General features: G+C 40.3%; 17 protein-coding genes. 7 read left to right on the top strand and 10 right to left on the bottom strand.

What is annotated here, in order from left to right; translation table 11 throughout:
* Nucleotides 1–2: 2 nt before the first annotated feature.
* The 6 genes from LDL79_RS00240 to LDL79_RS00215 are packed head-to-tail and all read left to right on the top strand — an operon-like array spanning nucleotide 3 to nucleotide 10,556.
* Nucleotides 3–1,961 carry a glycoside hydrolase family 97 protein gene (locus LDL79_RS00240; RefSeq protein ID WP_072982474.1) on the top strand — a complete coding sequence of 653 codons (1,959 nt, stop codon included), beginning with the start codon at nucleotides 3–5 and terminating at the stop codon, nucleotides 1,959–1,961.
* 1 nt (nucleotide 1,962) lies between these two features.
* Nucleotides 1,963–2,868, top strand: coding sequence for a glycoside hydrolase family 16 protein (locus LDL79_RS00235; RefSeq protein WP_072982472.1), 906 nt, complete (start codon nucleotides 1,963–1,965; stop codon nucleotides 2,866–2,868).
* A 12-nt stretch (nucleotides 2,869–2,880) separates the two neighbouring features.
* Nucleotides 2,881–4,095, top strand: coding sequence for a DUF2264 domain-containing protein (locus LDL79_RS00230; protein ID WP_225598678.1), 1,215 nt, complete (start codon nucleotides 2,881–2,883; stop codon nucleotides 4,093–4,095).
* A 33-nt stretch (nucleotides 4,096–4,128) separates the two neighbouring features.
* On the top strand, nucleotides 4,129–5,316 hold the full coding sequence (locus tag LDL79_RS00225) for a glycoside hydrolase family 88/105 protein (protein ID WP_225598677.1): 1,188 nt from the start codon (nucleotides 4,129–4,131) through the stop codon (nucleotides 5,314–5,316).
* Between the two features lie 9 nt (nucleotides 5,317–5,325).
* Nucleotides 5,326–7,371, top strand: coding sequence for a DUF2264 domain-containing protein (locus LDL79_RS00220; RefSeq protein WP_225598676.1), 2,046 nt, complete (start codon nucleotides 5,326–5,328; stop codon nucleotides 7,369–7,371).
* A gap of 59 nt (nucleotides 7,372–7,430) precedes the next feature.
* Complete coding sequence (locus tag LDL79_RS00215; RefSeq protein WP_225598675.1) at nucleotides 7,431–10,556, top strand: beta-galactosidase, LacZ type; 3,126 nt, start codon at nucleotides 7,431–7,433, stop codon at nucleotides 10,554–10,556.
* 58 nt (nucleotides 10,557–10,614) lie between these two features.
* Here the strand turns inward: LDL79_RS00215 and LDL79_RS00210 are convergent, their stop codons facing one another.
* From LDL79_RS00210 to LDL79_RS00165, 10 genes are all read right to left on the bottom strand, one after another.
* Nucleotides 10,615–11,517, bottom strand: a complete 903-nt coding sequence (locus tag LDL79_RS00210; protein WP_225598674.1) for an aldo/keto reductase — start codon at nucleotides 11,515–11,517, stop codon at nucleotides 10,615–10,617.
* Between the two features lie 2 nt (nucleotides 11,518–11,519).
* The gene (locus LDL79_RS00205) at nucleotides 11,520–12,260 is read right to left on the bottom strand and encodes a CBM9 family sugar-binding protein (RefSeq protein WP_225598673.1); all 741 of its coding nucleotides are present in this window, start codon (nucleotides 12,258–12,260) and stop codon (nucleotides 11,520–11,522) included.
* Nucleotides 12,257–13,420: an MFS transporter gene (locus LDL79_RS00200; protein ID WP_225598672.1), complete on the bottom strand. Its 1,164-nt coding sequence runs from the start codon at nucleotides 13,418–13,420 to the stop codon at nucleotides 12,257–12,259. The genes LDL79_RS00205 and LDL79_RS00200 overlap by 4 nt, the downstream gene beginning before the upstream one ends.
* A 9-nt stretch (nucleotides 13,421–13,429) precedes the next feature.
* A complete protein-coding gene (locus LDL79_RS00195) occupies nucleotides 13,430–14,311 on the bottom strand; it encodes a TolB-like translocation protein (RefSeq protein WP_225598671.1) in 882 nt (293 codons plus the stop codon).
* A gap of 168 nt (nucleotides 14,312–14,479) precedes the next feature.
* The gene (locus LDL79_RS00190; RefSeq protein WP_225598670.1) at nucleotides 14,480–16,288 is read right to left on the bottom strand and encodes an acyl-CoA dehydrogenase family protein; all 1,809 of its coding nucleotides are present in this window, start codon (nucleotides 16,286–16,288) and stop codon (nucleotides 14,480–14,482) included.
* Nucleotides 16,289–16,395: 107 nt separating this feature from the next.
* Nucleotides 16,396–17,586, bottom strand: a complete 1,191-nt coding sequence (locus LDL79_RS00185; protein WP_225598669.1) for an acetyl-CoA C-acyltransferase — start codon at nucleotides 17,584–17,586, stop codon at nucleotides 16,396–16,398.
* 47 nt (nucleotides 17,587–17,633) lie between these two features.
* Nucleotides 17,634–17,990 carry a four helix bundle protein gene (locus LDL79_RS00180; RefSeq protein WP_225598668.1) on the bottom strand — a complete coding sequence of 119 codons (357 nt, stop codon included), beginning with the start codon at nucleotides 17,988–17,990 and terminating at the stop codon, nucleotides 17,634–17,636.
* Nucleotides 17,991–18,033: 43 nt separating this feature from the next.
* Nucleotides 18,034–20,442 (bottom strand): 3-hydroxyacyl-CoA dehydrogenase/enoyl-CoA hydratase family protein, encoded by a 2,409-nt coding sequence (locus LDL79_RS00175; protein WP_225598667.1) that lies wholly within the window; start codon nucleotides 20,440–20,442, stop codon nucleotides 18,034–18,036.
* Entirely contained in the window at nucleotides 20,439–20,903 is a 465-nt protein-coding gene (locus LDL79_RS00170; RefSeq protein WP_072982451.1) for a MarR family winged helix-turn-helix transcriptional regulator, read from the bottom strand. The genes LDL79_RS00175 and LDL79_RS00170 overlap by 4 nt, the downstream gene beginning before the upstream one ends.
* Before the next feature lie 135 nt (nucleotides 20,904–21,038).
* A complete protein-coding gene (locus LDL79_RS00165; protein ID WP_225598666.1) occupies nucleotides 21,039–22,808 on the bottom strand; it encodes an AMP-dependent synthetase/ligase in 1,770 nt (589 codons plus the stop codon).
* A gap of 582 nt (nucleotides 22,809–23,390) precedes the next feature.
* On the opposite strand from LDL79_RS00165, the gene LDL79_RS00160 reads away from it, so the two are divergent.
* Nucleotides 23,391–26,519, top strand: a complete 3,129-nt coding sequence (locus LDL79_RS00160) for a SusC/RagA family TonB-linked outer membrane protein (protein WP_225598665.1) — start codon at nucleotides 23,391–23,393, stop codon at nucleotides 26,517–26,519.
* Nucleotides 26,520–26,522: the final 3 nt, after the last annotated feature.

Here is a 26,522-nt window from a genome sequence, read left to right as displayed (position 1 = left end):
GCATGCAGAAATTTAGAATAGCAAGTTTAGTAAGTCTTTTTTTTATACTCACTGGTCAAACTGCGTGGTGCCAGCTTCCGGTAAAAGTTAGTAGCCCTGACAAACATATTGGCGTTGAAGTAGGGCTACAAGATGAAAAGCCTGTATATTCCATTCATGTAGATGATGTGCTCTTTATGGAAGATTCCCCTTTAGGGTTAAAAACTTCGATAGGTGATTTTTCTGAAGGCTTGTCGTATGCGGCACAGGGTTCTTCAGCAATAAAGGAAGCGTACGATCTTAAAAAGGCTAAAGTAAGTCACGTAGAATATCATGCGAATGAGCTGATTGTAAAGTTCGTAAATGCAAACGAAGATACTTTGGCGGTTCAATTTAGAGTGAGCAATAGTGATGTGGCTTTTGCTTACAAACTCACCGCAAAGGAGCGCAATACTAAAGTCAAAATCTTAGAAGAAGCAACTGGTTTCAATTTACCTGATGATGCTACTTCTTTTATCACTCCTCAAGCTTTACCTATGACAGGCTGGGAGCAAACCAAACCTTCGTATGAGGAAGAATATACCTTTGATGAAGCTTTGGGAACTCAATCTCAGTATGGTGTGGGCTATACTTTTCCGGCTTTATTTAAAAATGCTGAAAAGGGATGGATTCTCATTTCAGAAACCAATGTAGATGGAAGCTATCCCGGGGCACGCTTAGGAGAATCAGATAAAAACGGATTGTTTCCGATAGCGTTTCCTCAAGAAGGAGAAAATAATGGTTTAGGAGATGCTTTTGCCGCTATGGCGATGCCGGCACAAACGCCTTGGCGAACGATTACTCTGGGAAAAACTTTAAAACCTATTGTAGAAACAACTGCTTCGTTTGATCTGGTAGAACAACGCTATGAGGCTTCGCAAGATTATACAATGGGAAGAGCGACGTGGAGTTGGATTGTATGGCAAGATAACAGCATCAATTATGAAGATCAGGTAAAATTCATTGATCTGGCTGAAGCTTTAAATTTTGAATATGTGCTTATTGACAATTGGTGGGATGCTAATATTGGCCGCGAGAAGATGGAAGAATTAGTGGCTTATGCCAATTCAAAAAATGTGGATGTGGTGCTTTGGTACAACTCCAATGGATTTTGGAACAATGCTCCACAAACGCCGCAAGACTTTATGAACACCGCCTACAAGCGCCAGCAAGAGATGGCGTGGTTACAAGAAATAGGCGTAAAAGGTCTGAAGATCGATTTTTTTGGCGGAGACAAACAGATGACAATGCAGCTGTATGAAGATATTTTAAATGATGGTAACGATTATGGTTTAGCAATTACTTTTCACGGCTGTACGCTTCCCCGAGGCTGGGAAAAAATGTATCCCAACTATGTCACTTCAGAAGCGGTTAGAGCTTCAGAAAATTTGATTTTTACGCAGTATGCGCTAGACAAACACGCGTATTACAGCACGATTTTACCCTTTACACGTAACCCTGTGGGAGCGATGGACTTTGCACCGGTGTTTTTAAATAAGCGCTTAAGCAAAGATCAAAAAGGAGGAACTGTGCGTAAAACTACGGATGCTTTTGAACTGGCTACAGCCGTACTTTATTTTTCACCTATTCAGCATTTTGGCTTAACGCCAAACAACCTTGACGAGCAGCCAGAATTTGTTTTAGACTTTTTAAGAGCGGTCCCCACCGTATGGGACGAGACGGTTTATGTTGGCGGCGAACCCGGTGATTATGTTGCAATTGCCCGAAGAAAGGGAGATACATGGTATCTGGCAGTCACTAATGGTGAGCAAGAAAAGAAGACACTTGAACTAGACTTACCGATGTTTAAAAATGCTGAAGCAACGTTTATCTATGATGCAAAAGATAAAACCGCAGCTCAAAAAACAGTGAAGGTCAAATCAAGCGGAAAATTGAAAATTGATGTCCTTGGTGAAGGCGGCGCATTATTGATCTCAAAATAAAATGAAGCTATCCATCCTACATACCGCTAGATTAACAAGAGTACTGTTTACGTTAGTGTCAATTGTTTTAGTCAGCAGCTGTAAATCTTCGTCAGAAAAGTCAACCGAAGATTCTATTCAGGCTCCCAGGGGTTATGAGTTGATCTGGCACGATGAATTCGATTCTGGTGATAAGCCAAATGCGGCTTCTTGGAGTTATGAAGAAGGATTTGTCCGCAATGAAGAATTACAATGGTATCAGAAGGATAATGCTTCGGTAGCGCAGGGTAATTTAGTCATTACTGGAAGAAAGGAAAAAATCCCTAATCCAAATTTTAAGGCAGATGCTACGAACTGGAAACAGAACCGCCAGCAGGCCGAATATACTTCGTCAAGTATCAATACTCGAGGAAAATTTCAGTTTAAATATGGAATTCTAGAAGTGCGTGCAAAAATTGATACGGCAAGCGGAATGTGGCCGGCGATCTGGACTTTGGGTGTCGAAAAAGGTTGGCCTTCTAATGGAGAGATCGATGTGATGGAATTCTATCAAATAGGCGGTAAGCCTCATATTTTAGCAAATGCCGCGTGGGGGCCTGATTGGAGAAATGTATCGTGGGATAGTGCTAAAATTCCCTTTTCTGAATTTATAGCGAAAGACCCGCAATGGGCTGAAAAATTCCATATCTGGAAAATGGATTGGACATCTGAGTTTATCAAACTCTATCTCGATGATGAATTACTAAACGAAATTGATTTAGCAGATGCTATTAATCCTGATGGATCTAACGGTTTTCAGCAGCCTCATTATATTTTGCTCAATCTCGCGATTGGTTCTAACGGCGGAGATCCTTCAAAAACCGAATTCCCAAAAGAATACCTGGTAGATTATGTTCGGGTTTATCAGAAAACAGATCAAAACCAATAATCAACATCTAAAATGGTAAAATTTAAAGGCTTATTTATCTTTAGTTTTATAGCAGTTAATCTATTCAGCTTTAAAATTCTTGCTCAAAAGGAGGAAAGAGAGTATATGGTTGAGACGCTGCTTAAAATAGCCGACCCTGTTTTAACTAATCTTGCTGAAGAAAAGCTAAAAAAGAATATGCCGGTAGAGCGTTCTCCTGGTGCTTGGGATGATCGTACTCACGTGACGTATTTGGAGGCTTTTGGCAGATTATACTCAGGGATGGCTCCTTGGTTAGAATTAGGCCCAGATGATACTTCGGAGGGAAAATTGCGTAAAAAATATATCGATTTAGTAATTCGCTGTTTAGATAATGCAACCAACCCGGAATCAGATGATTTCATGAACTTTAATAAAGATGCTCAACCACTTGTTGATGCCGCATTTTTAGCACAAGGACTATTACGATCTCCTACCCAGATTTGGGAAAAATTAGATAGAGAGGTTCAGGAGCGTATAATTGAAGCTTTAAAGTCTACCCGGGTAATAAAGCCATATTACAGCAATTGGCTTTTATTTTCGGGAATGGTTGAAGCTGCACTAGAGAAATTTGATAATAGCGGAGATCTACTACGAATAGAGTATGGTTTAAATAAACATAGAGAATGGTATCTAGGTGATGGTATGTATGGCGATGGACCAGAGTTTCACTGGGATTATTATAACAGTTTTGTAATTCAGCCTTTTTTACTTGATATCTATCAAACTCTTCAAGAAACAGATAATGGTCGTAAGAAGGATTTTGACAACGTAAAATATAGAGCACAACGTTATGCTTCAATACAAGAACGTCTCATAGGTCCGGAAGGTACTTATCCTCCTATTGGCCGGTCTTTGGCATATCGTTTTGGTGCTTTTCAGTTATTGTCTCATATCGCGCTTAGGCAAGAATTACCAGAAGAAGTAGAGCCTGCTCAAGTGCGCGAAGCTTTATACGTGATGATAAAAAGACAAATTGAGGCACCTGGAACTTTCGATGACAACGGATGGCTTAAAGTAGGTTTATTTGGAGCTCAAAATAATATAGGAGAAGGTTATATCTCCACCGGAAGTCTTTACCTATGCTCTGAAGCTTTCTTAATATTAGGGTTACCTGAAACAGCACCTTTATGGTCTGACCCCTATGCCTCCTGGACACAAAAAAAGATCTGGAGTGGTGAAAATATATCAATTGACCACGCACATTAGAGATTAAATAAAACACTAACTAATAGATTAACAATGAATAACCACTTTAAAACACTTCTTTTTTCGGCAGTATTCGCCGTTGTGCTCAGTAATTGTAAAAGCAATGGCGACAGTACATCTCAGGCGCAAGATGCTGATGTTGAGGTTACCGCGATACCACAGGAGAAGGATTCGGTTTTAGCCATCATTGAAAAAGTAAATAAACACTGGCAGGAAACCCACCCAGAACCAGGTTTTGCGTTTTGGCATCCGGCAGCCTATCATACAGGAAATATAGAAGCCTATAAAGTGACCGGCAATGACGACTTTTTAGACTACTCCAAAGCCTGGGCAGAGCATAACCAGTGGATGGGAGCCAAGTCACAGGATAAATCCAAATGGAAATACAACTACGGAGAAACCGACGAGCACGTGCTGTTTGGAGATTGGCAAATTGCATTTCAAACCTATATTGACCTCTACACACTTGAAGGTTCAAAAGACCCTACAAAGATTGCCCGAGCAAAAGAGGTGATGGAGTATGAGATGAGTACTTCTAAGAATGATTATTGGTGGTGGGCAGATGGATTATATATGGTGATGCCTGTGATGACTAAATTGTATAAAGTGACCGGGAATGAAAAGTATTTAGAAAAACTCAATGAATACTTAGCGTATGCAGACAGCATTATGCTTGATGACGAAACCGGATTATACTTTCGCGACGCAAAATATGTTTACCCTAAACATAAAAGTCTTAACGGAAAGAAGGATTTCTGGGCACGTGGAGATGGTTGGGTGTTTGCCGGTTTAGCTAAGGTGCTTCAGGATTTACCACAAGATGCTCAATATCGACAAGCTTATATTGATCGCTTCAAAAAAATGGCAAAAACACTCAAGGAAGCGCAGCAGCCCGAAGGCTACTGGACGCGCAGTATTTTAGACCCTGAGCACGCTCCTGGACCAGAAACCAGCGGTACAGCATTCTTTACCTATGGATATCTATGGGGAATAAATAATGATATCCTAGAGGAAGAAACCTATTTGCCTGTAGTAGAAAAAAGCTGGGAATATCTCACGGAAGTTGCATTACAAGATGATGGAAGCGTAGGCTATGTGCAACCCATTGGTGAAAAAGCAATTCCCGGACAAGTGGTAGATGTCAATTCTACTGCAGATTTTGGAGTTGGAGCGTATTTGCTTGCAGCTTCAGAAATGGCACGCTTTGTTGATTCAGAATAAATAATAATTATGATTTTACTAAAACAAATAAAGTACATCACCGGTTTTTGCGTGGTGCTCTTCACTATGGCTTCTATGGAAGCTCAAGAAATAAAACCTGCTAAGCAGGTTGATGGTGAAATGCCGCTTTTTGAAGTAGAAGCTCCGGATTATGAATTGAGCCCAATGACGGGAATGACGCGTAAACATTGGGAAGATGCAGCACGCTATTTGCTCGAAGGAGCCTTTAGTTATATTGATAATCTAGATGACCCGATGAAGTTTCCTAAACTTCCCGGAAAAAGCTATCCGCACTCCGTAGATCGTGTTCCTACTGAGAAATTAGAAGGTCTCGTACGTACCTTATTTGTTGCCGCACCCTTACTTAAAAAGGAACCGGATCTTACCTTAAACGGAATAAAAGTAGCCGAATATTACCAGCATCAAATTCCGAAGTTGGCAAATCCCGAAAGTGAAGCGTTTATCAAACCTCGAGGAAATGGCGGCCCAAGCCAAAATCTGGTTGAGTATGGCGCGCTGGCAATTTCCTTATTTATTTCTCCGGAAACGCTTTGGGAACCTTTAAGTCAAGATGATAAAGATGCGCTGGCAGCTTCTATGCTGAGTTATGGTGATGGACCAACGGTAGATTCTAACTGGAAATTCTTCAACATTTTTGTGTTAAGTTTTTTTGATGCACAAGGATATGAGGTAAACAAACCCTTACTTGAAGAATATCTGAACAAATCACTAGCAGATTATCGTGGCCAAGGCTGGTATAACGATCATCCTGCGTACGATTATTACAGTATGTGGGCATTTCAGGTATATGGACCTATGTGGGCATCGGTTTATGGAAACACGCATTACCCAGAGATCGCTAAGGCTTTTAAGACCAATTTTCAAGATTTGGTGTATCACTATCCCTATATGTTTTCTGAAGACGGCCAAATGATCATGTTCGGGCGAAGTATTAGTTATCGCATCGCGTCTATGAGTCCGTTTCCTTTTGCAGGAACGCTTGATGACGACACGATTAATTTGGGCTGGTTGCGTCGGATTTCTTCGGGGGTGTTACTTCAATTTTTAAAGAATCCTGAGTTTTTAAAAGATCGAATTCCAACTTTAGGCTTCTATGATCATTTTGAGCCTGCAGTACAGAATTATAGTACGCGCGGTAGTGTATTCTGGATGGGTAAAGCCTTTTTAGGATTATTACTTCCGGAAGATAATGCGTTCTGGACCGCAACCGAAAATGAAGGACCTTGGGCATCACGATTTGAAGATGATGCCGTGTATAATAAATTTCAATCAGCTTCCAATGTATTACTAACCGATTACCCCGATATTGGAGCTTCAGAAATCAGAGCTTGGTGTCACGAGCGAAAAGCAGACGATTGGCAAGGATTCCGCAGTAGTGAGAACTACAATAAGCTGTCTTATAATTCGGCATTTCCTTGGCAAGCTGATGACGCGGACGGTACCATCTCGATGAATTACGTTTTTAAAAATGCAAAAGAAGAATGGGAGCCGTGGCGTCTATATACTTTCAAAAAATATGAAGACGGAAAATATTACCGCGATGCGGTTTTGGAAACCAATGATCAGGTGCATATGCAGTTGGTTGACATTCCCTTAACTAACGGTATTTTGCGTATAGATAAGCAGACCAGTGAGGTGCCTGTTGCGATGCGCCTTGGTCATTATGCACTTCCTGAGATAGATGGAAAAACAATTGAGCAAAGCACTCAAAAAGTTGGAGATTACACTGCGACCATCATTGATAATGGGCAATATCAACTTGCTATGGTGCCGCTTTCTGGGTGGGAAGATGTTGATGTTATAGAGAAAACCGACTTGCATCCGGTGGCAGATGACAGCGCTGTGATCAATGTGTCTGCAGAATTTTCGCCGGAGGCTAAAAACAAAATCTATGCAACGCTTATGCTTTGGAAAAAATCAGATGAAGCTTGGAGCGCTGAGGATCTACTTCCCGTGAAAGATTTAAAGACCGAAAGAAATGAGGTTGAGGTAGAAATGACATCGGGTGAATTACATAGTATCAATTTTGATTAATTCTTACGAAGTCAAGCCCTTGCGCAAGTCTTATATTTCAATTCCTTAAAAAATATGATATGCGTATTCTTTCTTTGAGTTTTCTATTAGGTTTGTTTTTTTTGTGCTCGCCAATTTTAAATGCACAGGAATTGCCCGAATGGCAAAATTTGAGTGTGGTTACGCAAAACACCGAAGCACCGCGATCTACGTTCTACGTTTATGATTCTGAGGAAGAAGCTGTTGAAAATGCATATTACAAATCTAAAAATCTGTTGCTCCTAAACGGAACTTGGAAGTTTAATCTTGCAGATACTCCAGAGCAGCGTCCAAAGGATTTTTATCAGCCAGATTTTAAAACTAACGATTGGGATGATATCAACGTTCCGGGAGATTGGCAGATGCAGGGGTACGATTTCCCGTTGTATGTGAGCGCCGGTTATACACACGCGATCAATCCACCTTTTGTAGATACAATTTATAACCCTATAGGTTCGTATAAGCGAGAATTCAAGATTCCGAAGGATTGGAAGGCTAAACAGATCAAGCTGTATTTTGGCGGAGTTACCAGTGTTTTTTACGTATGGATCAACGGGAAAAAAGTGGGGTATGACGAAGACGCAAAAACACCTTCGGAGTTTGATATCACATCATTTATAAAACCGGGAAATAATGAGATCGCTGTGGAAGTTTACCGCTGGAGCGATGGCACTTACCTTGAAGATCAAGATTTCTGGCGCCTGAGCGGAATAGAACGCAATGTGTATGTTTATGCCCAGCCTAAAGCGCATATTCAGGATTTCTTTTTCAAAGCGGGACTTGATACTGAATATATTGATGGCATTTTCGATGGAAAAATTGCTGTAAAAAATGACGGTGCAACTACAGAAAACCTTCAGCTTGATTTAAAGATCAGCGATGCTAATGAAGAGCTGTATAGCGCAACACAAAGCCTAAAACTTGCTTCAGCCAAAACCGATACACTTCAGTTTCAAGAAACTTTTGAAACTATCGAGCCTTGGAGCGCAGAACATCCTAAGTTGTATCAAGTGGTGCTTTCCTTAAGAAAAGGAGACGAACTTTTGATGAGTACTTCGGCTAAAATAGGCTTTAGAACCAGCGAGATCAAAAACGGAAATTTACTGGTTAACGGGAAACCTATTCTGCTAAAAGGGGTCAATCGCCACGAACACGACCAGCACACAGGGCACGTGATTTCAAAAGAATCGATGCTGGAGGATATCAGGCTTTTTAAAGAAAATAATATCAATGCGGTGCGCAATTCGCACTATCCTAACGATCCTCTTTGGTACAGCCTCTGTGACGAATATGGGATTTATATGGTGGATGAAGCCAATATTGAAACGCACGGCTTTGGTTATGATGAAGATAAAACGCCAGCAAACAAACCGGAGTTTGCCTTGATGCATCAAGACCGACTTGAAGCAATGGTGGAGACCAACAAAAACCACCCATCGATCATCATATGGTCTATGGGGAATGAAGCCGGTGATGGCCCCGCTTTTATTGATGGCTATCACTGGATTAAAAACCGCGATAATACACGACCGGTGCAATACGAGCGTGCCGAGCGCGGTAAGAGTTTTCAAGAACCGCACACCGATGTCATCCCGTGGATGTATGCTCGTATGGATTATATCGAAGAACATTATCTGGGCAAGTATCCCAACCGCCCATTTATTTGGTGTGAATACGCCCACAGTATGGGGAACAGTACGGGAAATCTGAGCGATTTATGGGATTTTGTATATAAACATAACCAAGTGCAAGGCGGCTTTATTTGGGATTGGGTAGATCAAGGTTTTGTAAAAAAGGACAGTACCGGAACTGAATATTGGACGTATGGCGGTGATTATGGTCCCGACCGGTATCGCAATGATGGAAATTTTGTTTTGAACGGTTTGGTCAATCCTGATCGCAGTCCGCACCCGGCTTTAGCAGAAGTAAAGCACGTGTATCAAAATGTGAAAATTAGCTTAGTTGATACGCTTAAGCGAAAGTTTAAACTGGAAAACCGATTCTTCTTTATCAATTTAAATAACTATGCGATCAGTTATGAAGTGTTGCAGGACGGAAAAATTATCACTGAAGATGAGCTTCCTGCTTTTGATGTAAAACCACAGCAGTCGGTAGATTTTTCAATAAAAACACTTGAACTTCCCGAAGATGGAAGCGAGTATATTATCAATTTCAGTATAAAGATGAAAGACGCATCTGCAATGCTTCCTGCTGGTTTTGTAATTGCACAAGATCAGATTTTACTTCAGAAGGCAGCACCGCTGGTATTTGCACCGGATTTAGAAAAGAAAAAGCTTAAAACAAAAGATACACGAAGTGCCCTTGAAGTTTCTGGGGAAGACTTTAGTTTATATTTTGATAAAACAACCGGAAGCTTAACCAAATGGACGTATAAAGATCAGGATTATCTATTGGAAGCGTCGAGAGCGAACTTTTGGCGTGCGCCAACAGACAATGATTTTGGTAATAATTTTCAAAGGCGAGGTAAACTTTGGAAAGACGCTTCAGAAAATCAGAAGTTGATCCAATTTGAAACCTTGGCAAAAACTAAAGATTCTGTGATTTTAGAATCGACATGTGCATTAGACACACTTCAGGCTACAACAAAAATACGCTACACGCTTTATAAAGATGGAAGCTTAAAAATCAATGAGAAACTAGAATATTCCGGCGCTGAAGATATTGCTGAGCTTCCACGGTTTGGATTGAATTTAATACTTCCGAAGGAATTTGATCAGGTAAAATGGTACGGCCGTGGACCCTTTGAGAATTATCAAGATCGTAAAGAAGCGGCCTTTGTAGGTATTTATGAAGCTTCAGTGGCCGATTTATATTTCCCTTACATTCGGCCACAAGAAAATGGCTATCGCACCGAAAACCGCTGGCTGCAACTTACAGACGGTCAAGGAAATGGTTTTAAAATACTGGGATTACCGGAATTTTCATTCAGCGCACATCACAATTATACTGCTGATTTTGACCCGGGAACTCTTAAAGCACAGCTTCATACCACAGATATAAAACCTCGAGATTTGATCAGTCTACATATTGATTACAAGCAAACCGGAGTGGGAGGCGATAACAGCTGGGGTGCAAAACCACTAGAAAAATACCAACTGAAGCCTCAGGATTATGAATTTAGTTTTATCATCAAACCATTGGAATAAGAAAAGCCTGATTCATTATGGATCAGGCTTTTTGACTTTACTTCCGATTTCAAAAAAACTAAGGCAAATCTTCGCCTTTAGAAGCGATATAGATTTTATACCATTGCTCTAGACTTAATTCGATTTCAAGGGCATCAACAGCACTTTTTATTCGATTTATATGTTGTGATCCCACAATAGGCATAATCCCCGTAGGATGCTTTAAAAGCCACGCATACATCACTTGATCTATATCTGTATTCAATTCGCCAGCGATGCTTTTCAATACGGCTGTTAAACGCTGATCTTTTTCCGTTTTTGGGTTAAAAATAGCTCCGCCGGCAAGTGGTGACCACGCCATCGGTTTGATTTTATGTTTTAAGAAATATTCGGTATTCTCATTCTCAAAATGCTCTAAACAACTCACAGAGATCTCAACCTGATTGGTGGCTAAGGGCATATCAAGATAACTTTGCAGGGTATCAAATTGCGCCGGACTAAAGTTAGAAACGCCAAAGTTGAGCACTTTACCACTGCTTTTAAGCTGATCAAAAGCCTTGGCAACTTCTTCCGGATTAAAGAAAGGCGCAGGGCGGTGCAGCAATAAAAGATCGAGACGATCTGTACCTAAGTTTTTAAGTGAAGTTTCTGCTTGTTTTATAATGTATTCGGTGCTGTAATCATAGATTTTTATATCAAGCTCCGGATTGTAATCGGTAGCCATTTTGATTCCGCACTTGCTTATCAATTCCATTTTTTCACGCAGCTCCGGTCTCTTCGCTAATGCTCGGCCAAAATAGGCCTCACAGGTGTGATTTCCGTAGATATCTGCGTGATCAAAAGAAGTGATTCCTAACTCCAAAACTTGCTCAATAAGCTTTAAAAGTTGGTCATCGCTCAAATTCCAATCGCGCAAACGCCAGTATCCGTGAACGATGCGTGATAAGCTTAAGTTGTCATTAAGTGCTATTCTATTTTCCATAATTATTGAATCAATTTTAGGGTTTCAAAAAGTCCGGCATCCAGGTCTATGCGTCCCTCGTAATCTTCGGGAATCGCAACAGAACCAAGAATCGTATTGGTAGCTTTGGCATCAACGTGTTCAAAAGCGAGCGCAAAGCCCAGTAATTTTCCGGATTTTAAAGATACGGCTTCGTGCGGAGCGTTGGGAGTAAATGTGGAATCAAAATTGGTTATTCTCAATTCCCAATACGAAATAATCCCATAGTTTTTTAAAACGGAATAAACCGCGTGATTAGCAGTTCTCGGTTTTTTATTCTGATCTAGAAAGATCGGAACGTTGACCGGAGAAATTTGATATGCAAAAGCATTATAAGAATCTTCATAGCTCCCGGCGCTGTTGTCTTCGTCAACATACACACTTAAGTGATCTTCGCTGTTGAAGTGCTCCATCGGATTGCCAAAAGTAGACCGAATTGTAATGTTTTCTAACCGAAGCAACACGTATAGCGCATCAGGCGTCCACGTAAGTTTATATTGAATATTAGCATCTGCTGAAGCTTTTCCGCTCCAAATATTGTTCATTTGCTTCCATTCTAAATGCTGCCAAGCGGGATCATGAGGTTTACCATCAACACGTGGAGCGATGATCGCTTTTTGAACCGGCGTAAAAGTGTTTTCAGACTTTTGAAACAGTGGCGGCGGACCCTCATTTTTGCCACAGGCTATAAAAATCAGAAAGAAAAAGCAGTAAAGAATTCTCATAGTTTAGACCGGTACAAACTCAAAATTCCAAAGATAGGCCCCAGACTTAAAACCAAAAAAAGATAATCAATATCAAAATGAATAACCCAATAATTCAGCAGTTGAATACTAACGACAGTAATCGCAAATCCTATGCAATTAACGAGCGTCAGTGCGGTCCCACGGTATTCGGGTGGAGCATTTTGTGCGACCAATGTTGAAAATTGCGGACTGTCAGCAACCACGGCAGCGCCCCAGATTAATAGAAAGAAACCAAAAATCACCGGTGGGAATTCAATACTAAAAGCAGAAACCAAACAGCACATTCCTGAGATCACGAGTGCGTAATAGGCAACTTTTTTACTGCTTATTTTCTGCGTCAAAACTCCGCCAAACGCACAAGAAATTGCACCGATTGCAATAGCAAAAAAGGACCAAAGCGAAGTGTTGATATAGACTTGATGTTCTGCCTGATAATAGATGATGAAAACGGGTAGAAATCCCCAAAAAGCGTATAATTCCCACATGTGTCCCCAATACCCAAAAGCTGCTCTTCTGAATTTTTTAGTCTGAAAAATAAAGGGAATGGCGTTTATCGAAAGTTTTTGCTGTGCTTTTCGATACGGACCATCAGCAACCAAGAAACCGATTAATAGTCCGCCAACAGCAGCCAATCCTGAAGTTACCAATGTGATAATCTTATAATCTACCGAAACTTCAAAACTGTTCAAAGCGTGGGGGAGTGCTGTACCTAGGACCAAAGCGCCAACCAAAAACCCCAAAACTTTTCCTAAACCTTTTTCAAAATAGTCGGCTGCGATTTTCATTCCAACGGGGTAAATTCCGGCTAGGAAAAAACCGGTGCTCATTCGTGAGATTAATAAAGTGCCGCTTTCGGCCTGAGGTAAGAGTAAAGCTAGGTTTGCGACCGCTCCCAAAATGGCACTTACGGCAAAAACTTTGGACGGCGAGAAGCGGTCTGCAATCGCGAGCACAGCAAAAACAAGCGTTCCCAAGATGAACCCCAATTGTACTGCGGCAAGCAAATCTCCTAAGAGATCGGGATTTCCCAAACGGGCGACAGGAAGTTGCGGAACCACGATATTGCCTACAAACCACAACGATGTGCCCAGAAACTGAGCGAGAACAATGAGAATTATGATTTTGGTTTGCTTCGGCACCTATTGAGTTTAGTTTTCTACAGTTTCTGCCGCTACTGCCAGATATTTTCCGTCGGGACTCACAGTCATTCTGGTAATATTTTTAAGTCCGTAGCTGTTTAAACTTGCAGCAAACGTCCAGGCAGGTTCTCCAAATAGATCATAGACAAAAAGACTATCGCCGCTACCTACAAGAATCCGGTTTTCATCGAGCCACGTATAATCTTGCCGACCAATGGGCATCTCGCATACGAAATAGCTTGTAGGTTCGTCACCCGAAAAGTCGAGTGTATAGAGATCCATATTTTTGGTTTCATTTTCCACCGTATAACTCATCGAGTTGCTATTTGGTATTTTTTGTAAAGACCTTCCGGAATTGGTGATGATGCTTTCTGAAGTTCCTTTTTTTGAATTTATAAGGAAGAGATCCATCTGATTTGGCTGTAAAACCGAAGCAATAAAGGTTTGCTGATCGTAAAAGGAAAAATAACCAACTTGACTGCTATCTAGAAGCTTTTTGAAAGCTTTGGTTTGAAAGTCATACTGCGCCAAGCGCTGACGGCCTTCTGGATCTTGACGTACCGCAACGATGGTTTCAGAATTTGGAATACGTTGCGGAGAGAAAAAACCGCTATTCGGTTCGTTAGTGAAAACCGAAGTTTTAGAAGTAGTTATATCGTAAACTCCAATAGCAGTGAGACTGTCTTGCGTACGACTGTAGAGTACCGTGTTCTCATCATAAAATGAAGGCTGATTGTCATAACCTGAATTTTGAGAAATGTTTTTACCATTTACTATTTCAATAGTGGTTGGTGTTGTTTTGATCTCAAAAAGAAAAACCTCTATATTTTCCTGCGCTTGAAGTGAAAAGCTCATCACAAACGCAAGCAGTATAAATCCTATTTTTTGCATAAACTAAGTTGAAGTTTTAAAGATACAATGTTTCTTAAATCACAACCAAAGTAATCAAGATTTGAGCCAATCTTAGTTTATTCCATTCTCATTACTCTTAAAAAACAAACCCCAAAGCAAAGCTTCGGGGTTGAATTCAAATCAAAATGTAATAATTAGGGCAAAACCTTAGAACGGATAGGTGTTTTCTTCAGTTACTTTTTCAGCGATGGTGTTGCGTAAAGCAACTACATTAGGCTGATTTTGATATTTGGTGAAACGCTTAAGACCCATAAGCATCATACGCTGCTCATCGCCTTCAGCAAAAGACACTATGCCTTCTTTCGCTTTCTGGTTAATGGTATCTACAGCGTGATACAGATACAATTGTGCCATTGCGATTTGCTCTTTTTGTGTGTCTTCACCAAAGCGTTTTACGTTCTTTTCTGTACGTAAAATGGCACTTTCTGCCATATAGATCTCAATCAAGATATCTGAAGCTGCCATTAATAATTGCTGGTGCTCTTCCAATTCTGGTCCGTATTTCTGAATGGCGCTACCAGCTACCATTAAGAATACCTTTTTCAGTTTAGCGATCATTGCTTTTTCTTCAGAAAGGACTTCAGAATAATCAGGGGTATCAAAAGAAGGGATTCCGGTCAACTCATCGGCAACTGCCATCGCCGGATTCAGTAAATCTACGTGACCTTTCATCGCTTTCTTTACAAGCATTCCTACCGCAAGCATACGGTTGATCTCATTGGTACCTTCATAAATACGCGAAATACGAGCATCTCTCCAGGCTGCTTCCATCGGCGCATCGGAACTGAAGCCCATACCACCATAAATCTGAATACCTTCATCGGCACAATTCTGCATATCTTCTGAAGCAGCGACTTTAAGAATAGAACATTCAATCGCATACTCTTCAACACCTTTCAGTTCGGCTTCCTGATGGCTGTTACCATCAGCCATTCTGATTGCGATTCGATCTTCAATATTTTTAGCCGCACGGTAGGACGCACTTTCGCACACGTAAGCATTCGTAGCCATTTCAGCCAATTTATACTTGATCGCACCAAATTTGGCAATCGGTGTTTTAAACTGAACACGCTCATTTGCATATTTCACGCCCATATCAATGATACGACGTTGTGCGTCAAGACAAGCAGCAGCGAGCTTAATACGACCTACGTTAAGCGCATTCATCGCGATCTTGAAGCCTTCGCCACGGCCGGCAAGCATATTTTCTATAGGAACCACGGTATCATTAAAAAACACCTGTCGTGTAGAAGAGGAGTGAATACCTAATTTTTTTTCTTCCTCACCAAGTGATATTCCGTTTGAAGGGTCATTTTCAACAATGAAACCGGTGATGTTTTTATCATCTTCAATGCGGGCGAAAACAATAAACAGATTACAGAAACCGGCATTGGAAATCCACATTTTCTGACCGTTGATTTTGTAGCTTTTTCCGTCTGCTGAAAGTTCAGCTTTTGTTTTACCACTGTTGGCGTCAGAACCAGCTCCTGGTTCAGTTAAACAATAAGCACCAAACCACTCTCCGGTAGCCAATTTGGGAACGTACTTTTTCTTTTGTTCTTCGGTGCCATAAAGCGTTATTGGCATCGTACCAATCCCGGTGTGCGCACCGAAGGCTGTCGCGATAGAACCCGTAGCTCCGGAAATGTAATCGCAAACAAGCATAGTTGAAACAAAGCCCATTCCCAGACCATCATACTCCTCAGGAACAGCGATACCAAGAAGACCAAGTTCACCCGCTTTACGCATCACTTCTTCGGTAAGCGCATAGTCTTTATGTTCAAAACGTTCTTTGTTAGGAACAATCTCACGGTCAACAAATTCTTTAACCGTTTCCTTCATCATTTTTTGCTCCTCGTTAAAATCTTCGGGAGTAAAAACATCTTCACAAGCGGTTTCTTTCACTAAGAATTGCCCGCCACGTAGAATTTCTTTTTTATCTGCTGTTTCTGCCATTTTTCTAAGATATAAGTATTGAGATTTTAGATTTTAAAAACCTTAGTCTCAAATGTGTTTTTAAATTATTTCGAATTGTCCGATATCTCTAGTCTAGAGTCTCAAGTCTAATTAAGGAACTCATAAACTCCGGCTGCACCTTGACCGGTACCTACGCACATTGTGACAACGCCGTATTTACTCTTCATTTCACGTTTGCGCATTTCATCAAAAAGCTGAACGGAAAGTTTGGCTCCTGTGCAACCCAGCGGGTGACCTAAAGCAATGGCACCACCGTTTACGTTTACGATATCCGGATTGAGATCTAACTCTCTGATTACTGCTAAAGATTGCGAAGCAAAAGCTTCGTTCAATTCGATGAGGTCGATATCCTTCTGCTGCAATCCAGCTTGTTTTAATGCCTTCGGAATGGCTTTAACCGGACCAATTCCCATAATGCGTGGCTCAACACCAACGGCTGCGAAATTCACCAGACGCGCTATAGGCTCTAATTTTAGTTCTTTCACCATTTCTTCGCTCATCACTAAAACAAAGGCAGCACCGTCACTCATTTGTGAAGAGTTTCCTGCGGTTACGCTTCCGCCTTCGGCGAAAACAGGGCGCAATTTTGCCAGAATCTCAAGCTTGGTATCTGCACGTGGACCTTCATCTTTACTTACCGTATAGGTTTTAGTTTCTTTCTTTCCGGCACCGTTTACAAACGTGTGTTCAACATCAATAGGAACGATTTGCTCTTTGAAACGATCTTCTTCCTGCGCTTTTAAGGCTTTCTGATGCGAGTTGTAAGCGAACTCATCCTGATCTTCCCGGGAAACATTAAATTGATTGGCCACCGCTTCTGCAGTAAGACCCATTCCCCAGTAATAATCCTCGTTTCCGGCTTTTGCCACTTTATAATCAGGAACCGGTTTGTAACCACCCATCGGGATGTAACTCATACTTTCGGCACCCCCGGCGATAATACAATCAGCCATTCCTGCTTGGATTTTAGCCGAAGCCATTGCAATGGTTTCAATTCCAGAAGCGCAATAACGATTCACCGTTACTCCCGGAACGTCTTCGATCTTCAAACCCATCAACGAGATCAAACGACCTACGTTAAGACCTTGCTCTGCCTCAGGCATCGCATTACCCACCATCACATCATCAATGCGCTTCTTGTCAAAATCAGGAAGCTCGTTCATCATGTAATCGATGGTTTCTGCGGCGAGTTCGTCTGGTCTTTTAAATCGGAACAAACCACGCGGTGCTTTCCCTACGGCTGTTCTGTATGCTTTTACGATATATGCTGTTTTCATTATGTAGATTTTAGATTCTAGACGTAAGATTTGAGATGATCTTTAGTCTATTTTGAAAATTTCTTTATTAGCGTATAATTCATTTTTTGAACCTCTTCCAATTGCTGTAAAATATTTGAAAGTTCTTCACCCTTAGATATAAGGCCTAGGCGTTTCGCCAAAATAAGCTGCGTATATAACTCATTAGATGAGCCGCTTGCAATTCCAAGAAAATTTTTAAACTCACCATCTGTATTTCTTCCAGCTCCTTCTGCAATGTTCGAGGGAATACTTACAGCACTTCTTCTAATTTGACTTGTTAAGCCAAATTTTTCTTCCTTTGGAAATTCAGCAGAAATTAAATAAGTACTTTCAGCGATATCCATCGCTTTCTGCCAAATCTTAAGTTCTTGAAAATTATGCATAGGTTTTATTTTAGTCTATGGTCTTATATCTAAAGTCTCTAGTCTAATTTCTTAGCGGTTTCCCTTTCTTGATCATATGCTCTAAGCGCTCTAATGTTTTACGCTCTCCGCAAAGACTTAAGAAGGCTTCACGCTCCAGATCTAGCAAGTAGCGTTCGCTTACATAAGAAGCCTCCGATAAATCGCCACCAGCCATTACATAGGCTAGTTTATTAGCGATTTTCTTATCGTGATCGCTGATGTATTTCCCGGCATTCATTTGATCAGTTCCTACTAAGAATGCACCTAAGGCCTGTTTACCTAAGACTTTAATGTCAGTACGTTCAATAGGTTTGGTGTAGCCTTGATCTGCTATAAACTTCGCTACTTCTTTAGCTGCAGCGATCTGACGATCTTTGTTTACCACAACAATGTCTTTGCCCGGTTTTAAAATTCCTAAGTCGTAAGCTTCATAGGCTGAAGTTGAGACTTTTGCCATACCGATTGTTAGGAAATATTCGCGTAGTCGGTTTAGCTCGACGTCGTCTTTTTTATAGGTTTCAGAAGCTCTAAGAGTCATTTCTTTAGAACCACCACCGCCAGGGATTACCCCAACACCAAATTCTACCAGACCGATATAACTCTCAGCAGCAGCCACAACGCGGTCTGCGTGCAAAGTCATCTCGCAACCACCACCTAAGGTCATCGCCTGTGGAGCAACAACAGTAGGAATAGAAGAGTAGCGCAAGCGCATACAGGTATCCTGGAAGTATTTTACGGCAGCATTCAGCTCATCATATTCCTGCTCCACAGCCATCATGAAGATCATCCCGATATTGGCACCCACAGAGAAATTCTTCCCTTGATTGGCAACTACGAGTCCGGCGAAATCTTTTTCTGCTAAATCGATAGCTTTATTTAAACCTGATAGCACATCACCACCGATAGAATTCATTTTAGAACGGAATTCAACATTTAGGATTCCATCGCCGAGGTCTTCAACAACAACGCCGCTGTTTTTAAATACTTCTTTAGATTGACGGATGTTATCGAGAATAATAAAGCCATCCTGCCCCGGTTTTTTCACATATTCTTTCTTTGGAATATCGTAGTAGAAGGTGTTTCCTTCTTTAACGGTATAGAAGGAATCTTTTCCAGAAGAAAGCATTGCAGCAACCCAATCGGCTACTTCATAACCTTCGGCTTTCATCAATTCGATTCCTTTCTCAACTCCAACGGCATCCCAAATTTGAAACGGACCGTGCTCCCAGCCATAACCGGCACGCATCGCGTCATCAATTTTATATAATTCATCTGTGATCTCAGGAATACGATTTTGCACGTAAGCGAATAATCCGGCGAAATTTTTTCGGAAGAATTCTCCGGCTTTATCTTTTCCTTTAATCAAAACCGGAAAACGGTCTGCCACGTTATCAATAGACTTGGTCATCTCAAGCGTACTGAAAGAAGCGCGTTTATTGGCTCTGTATTCCATAGAATTCAAGTCTAACGTTAGAATCTCGCTAGAGCCGTCCTCCTTTTTAATTTTCTTATAAAATCCTTGTCCGGTTTTGCTTCCCAACCATTTATTCTCGTGCATTGTGTTGATGTAGCTAGGTAGCGAAAACAACTCAGCACGCTCATCGTTTTCTACGTTTTCACGAATACCATTCGCCACGTGAACTAAGGTGTCAAGTCCTACAACATCAACGGTACGGAAGGTAGCCGATTTTGGACGACCAATTACCGGGCCGGTTAATTTATCAACTTCTTCAACCGTCATCCCAAGTTCTTCCACGGTGTGGAAAAGGCTCATAATACTATACGTACCTACGCGGTTACCGATAAATGCCGGAGTATCTTTAGCAACAACCGAAGTTTTTCCGAGGAATTTTTCGCCGTAGGCATTCAAAAATGCTAAAACTTCTTTATCAGTCTTAGGTCCTGGAATGATCTCAAAAAGATCTAAGTAACGTGCCGGATTGAAGAAATGCGTTCCACAAAAATGCTTCTGGAAATCATCGCTTCGGCCTTCACTCATAAATTTGATCGGGATTCCTGAAGTATTTGAAGTGATCAGTGTTCCCGGAGTACGGTGTTTATCAAGCTTTTCAAAAACTTGCTTTTTGATATCTAAACGCTCGATCACCACCTCGATGATCCAGTCGTAGTCTTTTACTTTAGCGATATCATCTTCCATATTACCAGTAGTGATGCGACTTGCAAAATCTTTGTGGTAAATAGGAGAGGGCTTAGATTTTAACGCATTTTGAAGGTGATCATTTACCAGTCTGTTGCGTACCGCTTTATCTTCAAGCGTTAAGCCTTTTGCTTTCTCTTTGTCGTTAAGTTCGCGAGGAACTATATCGAGTAACAGCACTTCAACTCCTATGTTTGCAAAATGACAAGCGATGCCGCTTCCCATAATACCAGAGCCAATTACTGCAACTTTATTTATACGTCTTTTACTCATTGTTTTATAGTAGTTTCAGAAGTGTTATAAATTTTTTTATTCTGTATTAAATCATTGATGACGTGAATAACTTCAAAAAAGTGATCTACTTTTTCTGCATCAATGTTAGCGCGAACCGCCTCGTTAAATTTCAAAACACGGTCTTTACTAAAGTCTCTATTTTCCTTTCCAAATTCCGTCAGGAAAATCAATACGCCCCGACCATCAGCCGGATTGGGTTTACGTTCTATAAGTCCACGTTCTTCCATCGATTTTAGGGTTCTAGAGAGACTGGTCGCTTCCATTCCCATCCTTGGTCCCAAAGCTGTTGAGGGCGTTCCTTCCTCAGGGTCTATACTCAATAAAGCAAAACCTGTAGCCATCGTACTGTCTAACTTTGCAGCTTGCTCATTATACATTTTAATAACGGCTTGCCAGGTCGCTCTAAGGGCGTGATCTATTGTGATATCTTTTTTACTCATACGTTTTCGTAAAGTTAAAAAAATAATACTATGCACGCATAATAAATTAAGGAAATTTTATAAGATTATTATCTCACAAGATGATTGCTGGGTATATTCATAAAAAAACTCCTTATTTCTAAGGAGTTTAATAGATTATTCACGCTCGTAAATTTTATTGTAAAGGTCAAGATACTTCTCTTTAACGATACGTCTCTTAAGTTTCATAGTAGGAGTGAGGTGACCCGCTTCAATACTCCACTCGTCGGGAGTAAGCTCAAATTTCTTGACGCGTTCCCATTTACCGAATTTCTCATTGTGAATATCCACATCCTCTTGAATGCGTTTCTTCACTTCTTCGTTTGAAGCGATTTCCTTAGGAGTAGTACCTACGTTAATATTTTTGAGTTTTGCCCATTCGGTCACAAATTCAAAATTAGGCTGAATTAGGGCAGCCGGCATTTTCTCGCCTTCACCTACCACCATTATATGTTCGATAAAGCGGGATTGCTTCATCATATTTTCAATGATCTGAGGCGCTACATATTTACCACCGCTGGTCTTGAACATCTCTTTTTTACGGTCGGTGATCTTCAGGAAGCCTTCGCTGTCGATCTCGCCAATATCTCCCGTGTGGAAATAACCGTTCTCTAAAACCTCATCAGTTTTTTCTTTGTCTTTATAATAGCCGATCATCACCTGCGGACCTTTAATAAGAATCTCACCATCTTCGGCGATCTTGACTTCAGTCTGTGGAATAGGTTTTCCTACGGTACCTATTTTAAAGCCTTTATCACGCATATCATTTACTGAAATTACCGGCGAAGTTTCGGTAAGACCGTAACCTTCCATGACTCCGATATCTGCAGCATTAAAAACGCGTGCAAGTCGGGGTTGTAAAGCAGCACTACCCGAAGCGATCACTTTTAAATTTCCGCCTAAAGCTTCCTGCCATTTGCTGAAAATCAGTTTACGTGCAATACCTAATTTTTTCTCGTACCACCAGCCGTTTTGACCGTAAGGCTCGTAGTCAAGACCGGTTTCTACAGCCCAGAAGAACAGTTTCTTTTTGATTCCGGTTAAATCTGCACCTTTTGCAATGATCTTATCATAAACCTTTTCCAGTAAACGCGGAACAGCTGTCATTACTTCCGGCTGAACTTCTTTAAGGTTTTCACTTATCGTATCTAGACTTTCAGCAAAATATATAGAAACTCCGGTATACTGATATAAATACATCAACATGCGTTCGTAAATATGGCATACCGGTAAAAAACTCAACGCTTTACTTTGCCCCGGCACAATAGGAAAACGCGACGCGCTATTCAATGCATTAGACACCACATTTTTATGGCTCAGCATCACGCCTTTAGGTCTTCCGGTAGTTCCTGATGTATAAATAAGAGTTGCAAGATCATCTTCTTTAACAGCAGCCTTTAATTTTTCAACTTCAGGCTGAAGACTGTTATCTTCTTCTTTGACCTCCTCCCAACTTTTACATCCGTTAATAGCATCAAAACTATAAACCTCCTTAAGTGTTGGTACATTTGCTTTTATTGCATTTAGCTTATTAAGTACTTCTTCGTCAGAAACAAAGCAGAAGATAGATTCACTATGGTTCAGTACGTACTCGTATTCTTCTTCCGAAATCGTTGGATAAATAGGAACATTTTGTGCGCCTAATTGCAGGATACCGATATCCATAATATTCCACTCCGTACGGTTTGTCGAAGAGATCACGGCAATTTTATCATTGGGTTTTACACCTAATTTTAATAGCCCCCGACTTATAGCATTAGCTTGATCAAGATAAGATTGAGTAGTTGTTGCTACCCATTTGCCGTCATATTTAGTTACTAAGGCTTCTTTTAAATTATACTGTTCAAGTTGATGGTAGGGGAAGTCAAAAAGACGTTTAATTTCCATAGTTATGAAATAGGTTTACTCGATGCTCGAGAGTGAATAATTAAGGGTTCTGTCCCGATAAACTATATTCTTTATAAGTTTTCTTTAAAGCGTTTCTTCAGAAAATATTCTAAGTGTGAACTAATGCTATTAAGGTACAGACAAAATACAATTTAAGTTATTGATATTTCGGTTTTGAAAGTCCTTTGAGGTATTTACTTACTGCAAAATAGCGAAATTATAGACTTTTTTATACGATTTTAGAAAAATTTACAACGTTGTATTAATGATTTTACAATGTTACTAGTTTCTCTCTCTAGTATTTCTTAATGTGCTGCAGATACAATGGTTTAGAAATAAAATAAATAACCCTTAGAAATGTTAAAGTTTTTTAGCTAACCGAACATTTTAGTCGGTTAAGTAAAACCACAAGCTTAATTCCCTTATGTACTTCCTACAAACCCTTGAGGAGATATATAGAATTTTTCAAAGCCCCTCGCACTTGAAGGTAAATCGATTTAAAAACCTACTGAAGGGGTAGGGTTAGGATTTGTATAATTTTAACAAAAAAATAATATTGCTTTAAATCAAAAACATAAATCAATGAATGAAAAAAAATTACTCACTGTATTCTTGGTATTTTGCTTTGGAATACAATTTAGTTTTGCTCAGCAAAAAACTGTGCAAGGAACTGTGGTGACAGCAGAAGATGGTCTTCCATTACCGGGAGCCTCAGTGCTAGTTGCCGGAACTTCAAGAGGAACTCAGACTGATTTTGATGGTAAATTTTCTATCTCTGTAGCTCCTGATGAAACATTGACGGTGTCTTATGTAGGTTTTAAAACCATCAATAAAATTGTTGGGAATGCATCTGAGATCATGTTTTCTCTAGAGGCAGATTCAGAATCATTAGATGAGGTTATTGTCACCGCTTATGGAACCAGTACTAAAGAAGCTTTTACCGGTTCGGCTAACGTGGTAGGGCAGGCCGAATTACAACAACGAAACGTTACTTCGCCAATCGCAGCGATCGAAGGTAATGCTACCGGTGTGCAATTTACATCTGCAGCCGGTCCCGGTGCTTCTCCTAATATTGTTATTCGCGGTGTAGGTACTTTAAATGGAGATACAGATCCGCTATACATCGTAGATGGGATTCAGTATGAAGGAGCTTTAAACACCATAAATCAAGAGGATATTGAATCACTTACGATTTTAAAAGATGCGGCGTCTACCTCATTATACGGTTCTCGAGCAGCTAACGGTGTAGTTATTATTACTACAAAAAGAGGTAAAAAGGGAGCGCTACGAGTAACTGCTTCTGCACAGTCTGGTTTTGTAACCAATAGTATTGGTCAATATGATCAGCTTTCACCTGGTCAATATTACGAGAGTATGTGGGAAGCTTTTAAAAATTCGAGTGCCGGTGGAGGAGATCCTCAGTTTGCTAGTGATAACATATACAATCAATTAGGATACAATCCATTTAATGTGCCCAATGATCAAATTGTAAATACCAATGGCCAATTAAATCCTAATGCTCAGGTAATCTATAAAAGTTTAGATTGGTTTGAAGAATTACAGCAAACCGGTTACAGAACTAATTATAATGTGAATATTTCTGGAGGTGGTGATGATCATACCGTTTTCTTCTCTGCTTCTTACTTAGATGAAGAAAGTTATGTAGTAACCTCGGGCTTTGATCGTTTAACAGCAAGGTTAAATGCTGATTTTGATGTGAGTGATAATATTAAAATTGGAGGTAGTGCTAACATTACGCTTTCAGAAGCTCGCGGCCCAAGTTCGGCAGGAAGCGGAAGCATTGTAAACCCATTTAGTTTTGCCAGAGGTATAGGATCTATATACCCTGTATATGTGAATGATTTGAATGGTGATATCGTTTTGGATGACTTCGGAAATCCTGTGTTTGATAATGGTGAGGGTTATGCTGAATTTAATATTGGTTCCAGACCTGTAAACCAAGGGCGCCATGCATTACAAGAATTGTTATTAAACAATGAAAGCGATAGAGATAATACCTATGGTTTCAGATTTTATGGAGAGTGGGAAATCTTTGACGGCTTAAGTTTTAAGCTAAACTATGGTCGTGATATTAATGAATTGTTTGAGCGTGAATATGAGAACGCGATCATTGGTGATGCGCAACCTGACGGAAGGTTAAGCGAAGACCGCGCGAGAAGAGAAATAGAGAACTTCAATCAACTTTTGACTTATCAAAAAAGTTTTGGAGATCATAATGTTGATATTACCGCTGGTCACGAAAGTTATGATAGATCAATTTCAAGCTTAAATGGATTAGCAACTGTTCAAGCTGCTAATGGTATTTATGAATTTGCAAATTTCTCAAATATTGTAGATCTAGGTGGAGCGACCTTTGATAAGGGAATTGAAGGTTATTTCTTAAGAACAAATTATAACTATAAAAATAAATATTACTTGAGTGCTTCAGCGAGACGAGATGGATCTTCAGTTTTTCAAACAGATAGCCGTTGGGGTACCTTTTACTCTGTGGGTGGTTCTTGGCGCATAGATCAAGAAAACTTTATGCAAGATGTTTCATTTATCAACAAATTGAAAGTAAGAGCTTCTTATGGTGAAGTTGGTAATGATGATCTATTTGACAGCTATTTATCTCAAGCACGCTTCTCTATAACCTCTAATGCCGGAGCTCCTGCTTTGTTATTTACAGATATTGGGAATGCTGCATTGCAATGGGAAACAATTGAGAACTTTGATGTAGCCTTAGAATTTGGGTTATTTAACAACTTTCTTGAAGGATCTATTGAGTACTACAAGAAAAATTCAAGTGACTTACTTTACAACCTGCCTATTTCACCTAGTAACGGTTTAAATCAAGTACCGGTGAACCTAGGGGATATGTATAACTCCGGATTTGAATTTGCATTAACCGGACATCTGGTGAATCGCAATGATTTTAGATGGGATATGACGCTTCAAGCTTCAACATTTAAAAACGAGATCACTAGTTTACCAGATCCTTTTATCAACGGAAGTAAGCGCTGGGTTGAAGGGCGTTCAAGATTTGATTTCTTTCTCTTGAGAACTGCAGGTGTTGATCCTGAGACAGGAGATCAATTGTTTTTATTATACGAGCAGAATGAAGATGGTGAAAGCGTTCCTGTAATTGACGAAACTACCGGTGAAATTGCCACCACTAACGATTGGGAAGAAACAGAAAGAGCCTATACAGGAGATTCTTCTATCCCTGATTTGCTGGGTTCTGTGTCTAATAGTTTTAGCTATAAAGGGTTTAATTTAAACTTCTTGATCACTTATGGGATAGGAGGTAAAGTATTAGATAACGGTTACTCTTCTATGATGCATAGCGGTACGTATGGAAGGTCTTTTCATCCAGATATTCTTAATGCTTGGAGAGCGCCCGGCGATGTCACCAGTGTGCCACGACTTGAAAATGGTAACGTAGACCTTGTGCGTACTCAATCTGAACGATTCCTTACAGACGCTTCTTTCTGGGCTTTAAGAAATGTAAGCTTCAGCTATAATTTTGGAGATTCGGTAACTAATACCTTAGGGCTAGATGCTCTTCGAGTTTCAATTACAGGTGAGAATTTATATCTAAAAAGTAAAAGAAAAGGTTTAGATCCTCAGTATAACCTAGCAGGGACACCATCAGCAAATGATTTTTCTCCTTCTAGAATTGTTTCACTTGGTTTAAATCTATCCTTCTAAAAA

The organism is Leeuwenhoekiella palythoae (assembly GCF_020310025.1).
Classification (GTDB): domain Bacteria; phylum Bacteroidota; class Bacteroidia; order Flavobacteriales; family Flavobacteriaceae; genus Leeuwenhoekiella; species Leeuwenhoekiella palythoae.
This window is presented reverse-complemented; position numbering and strand designations above follow the sequence as displayed.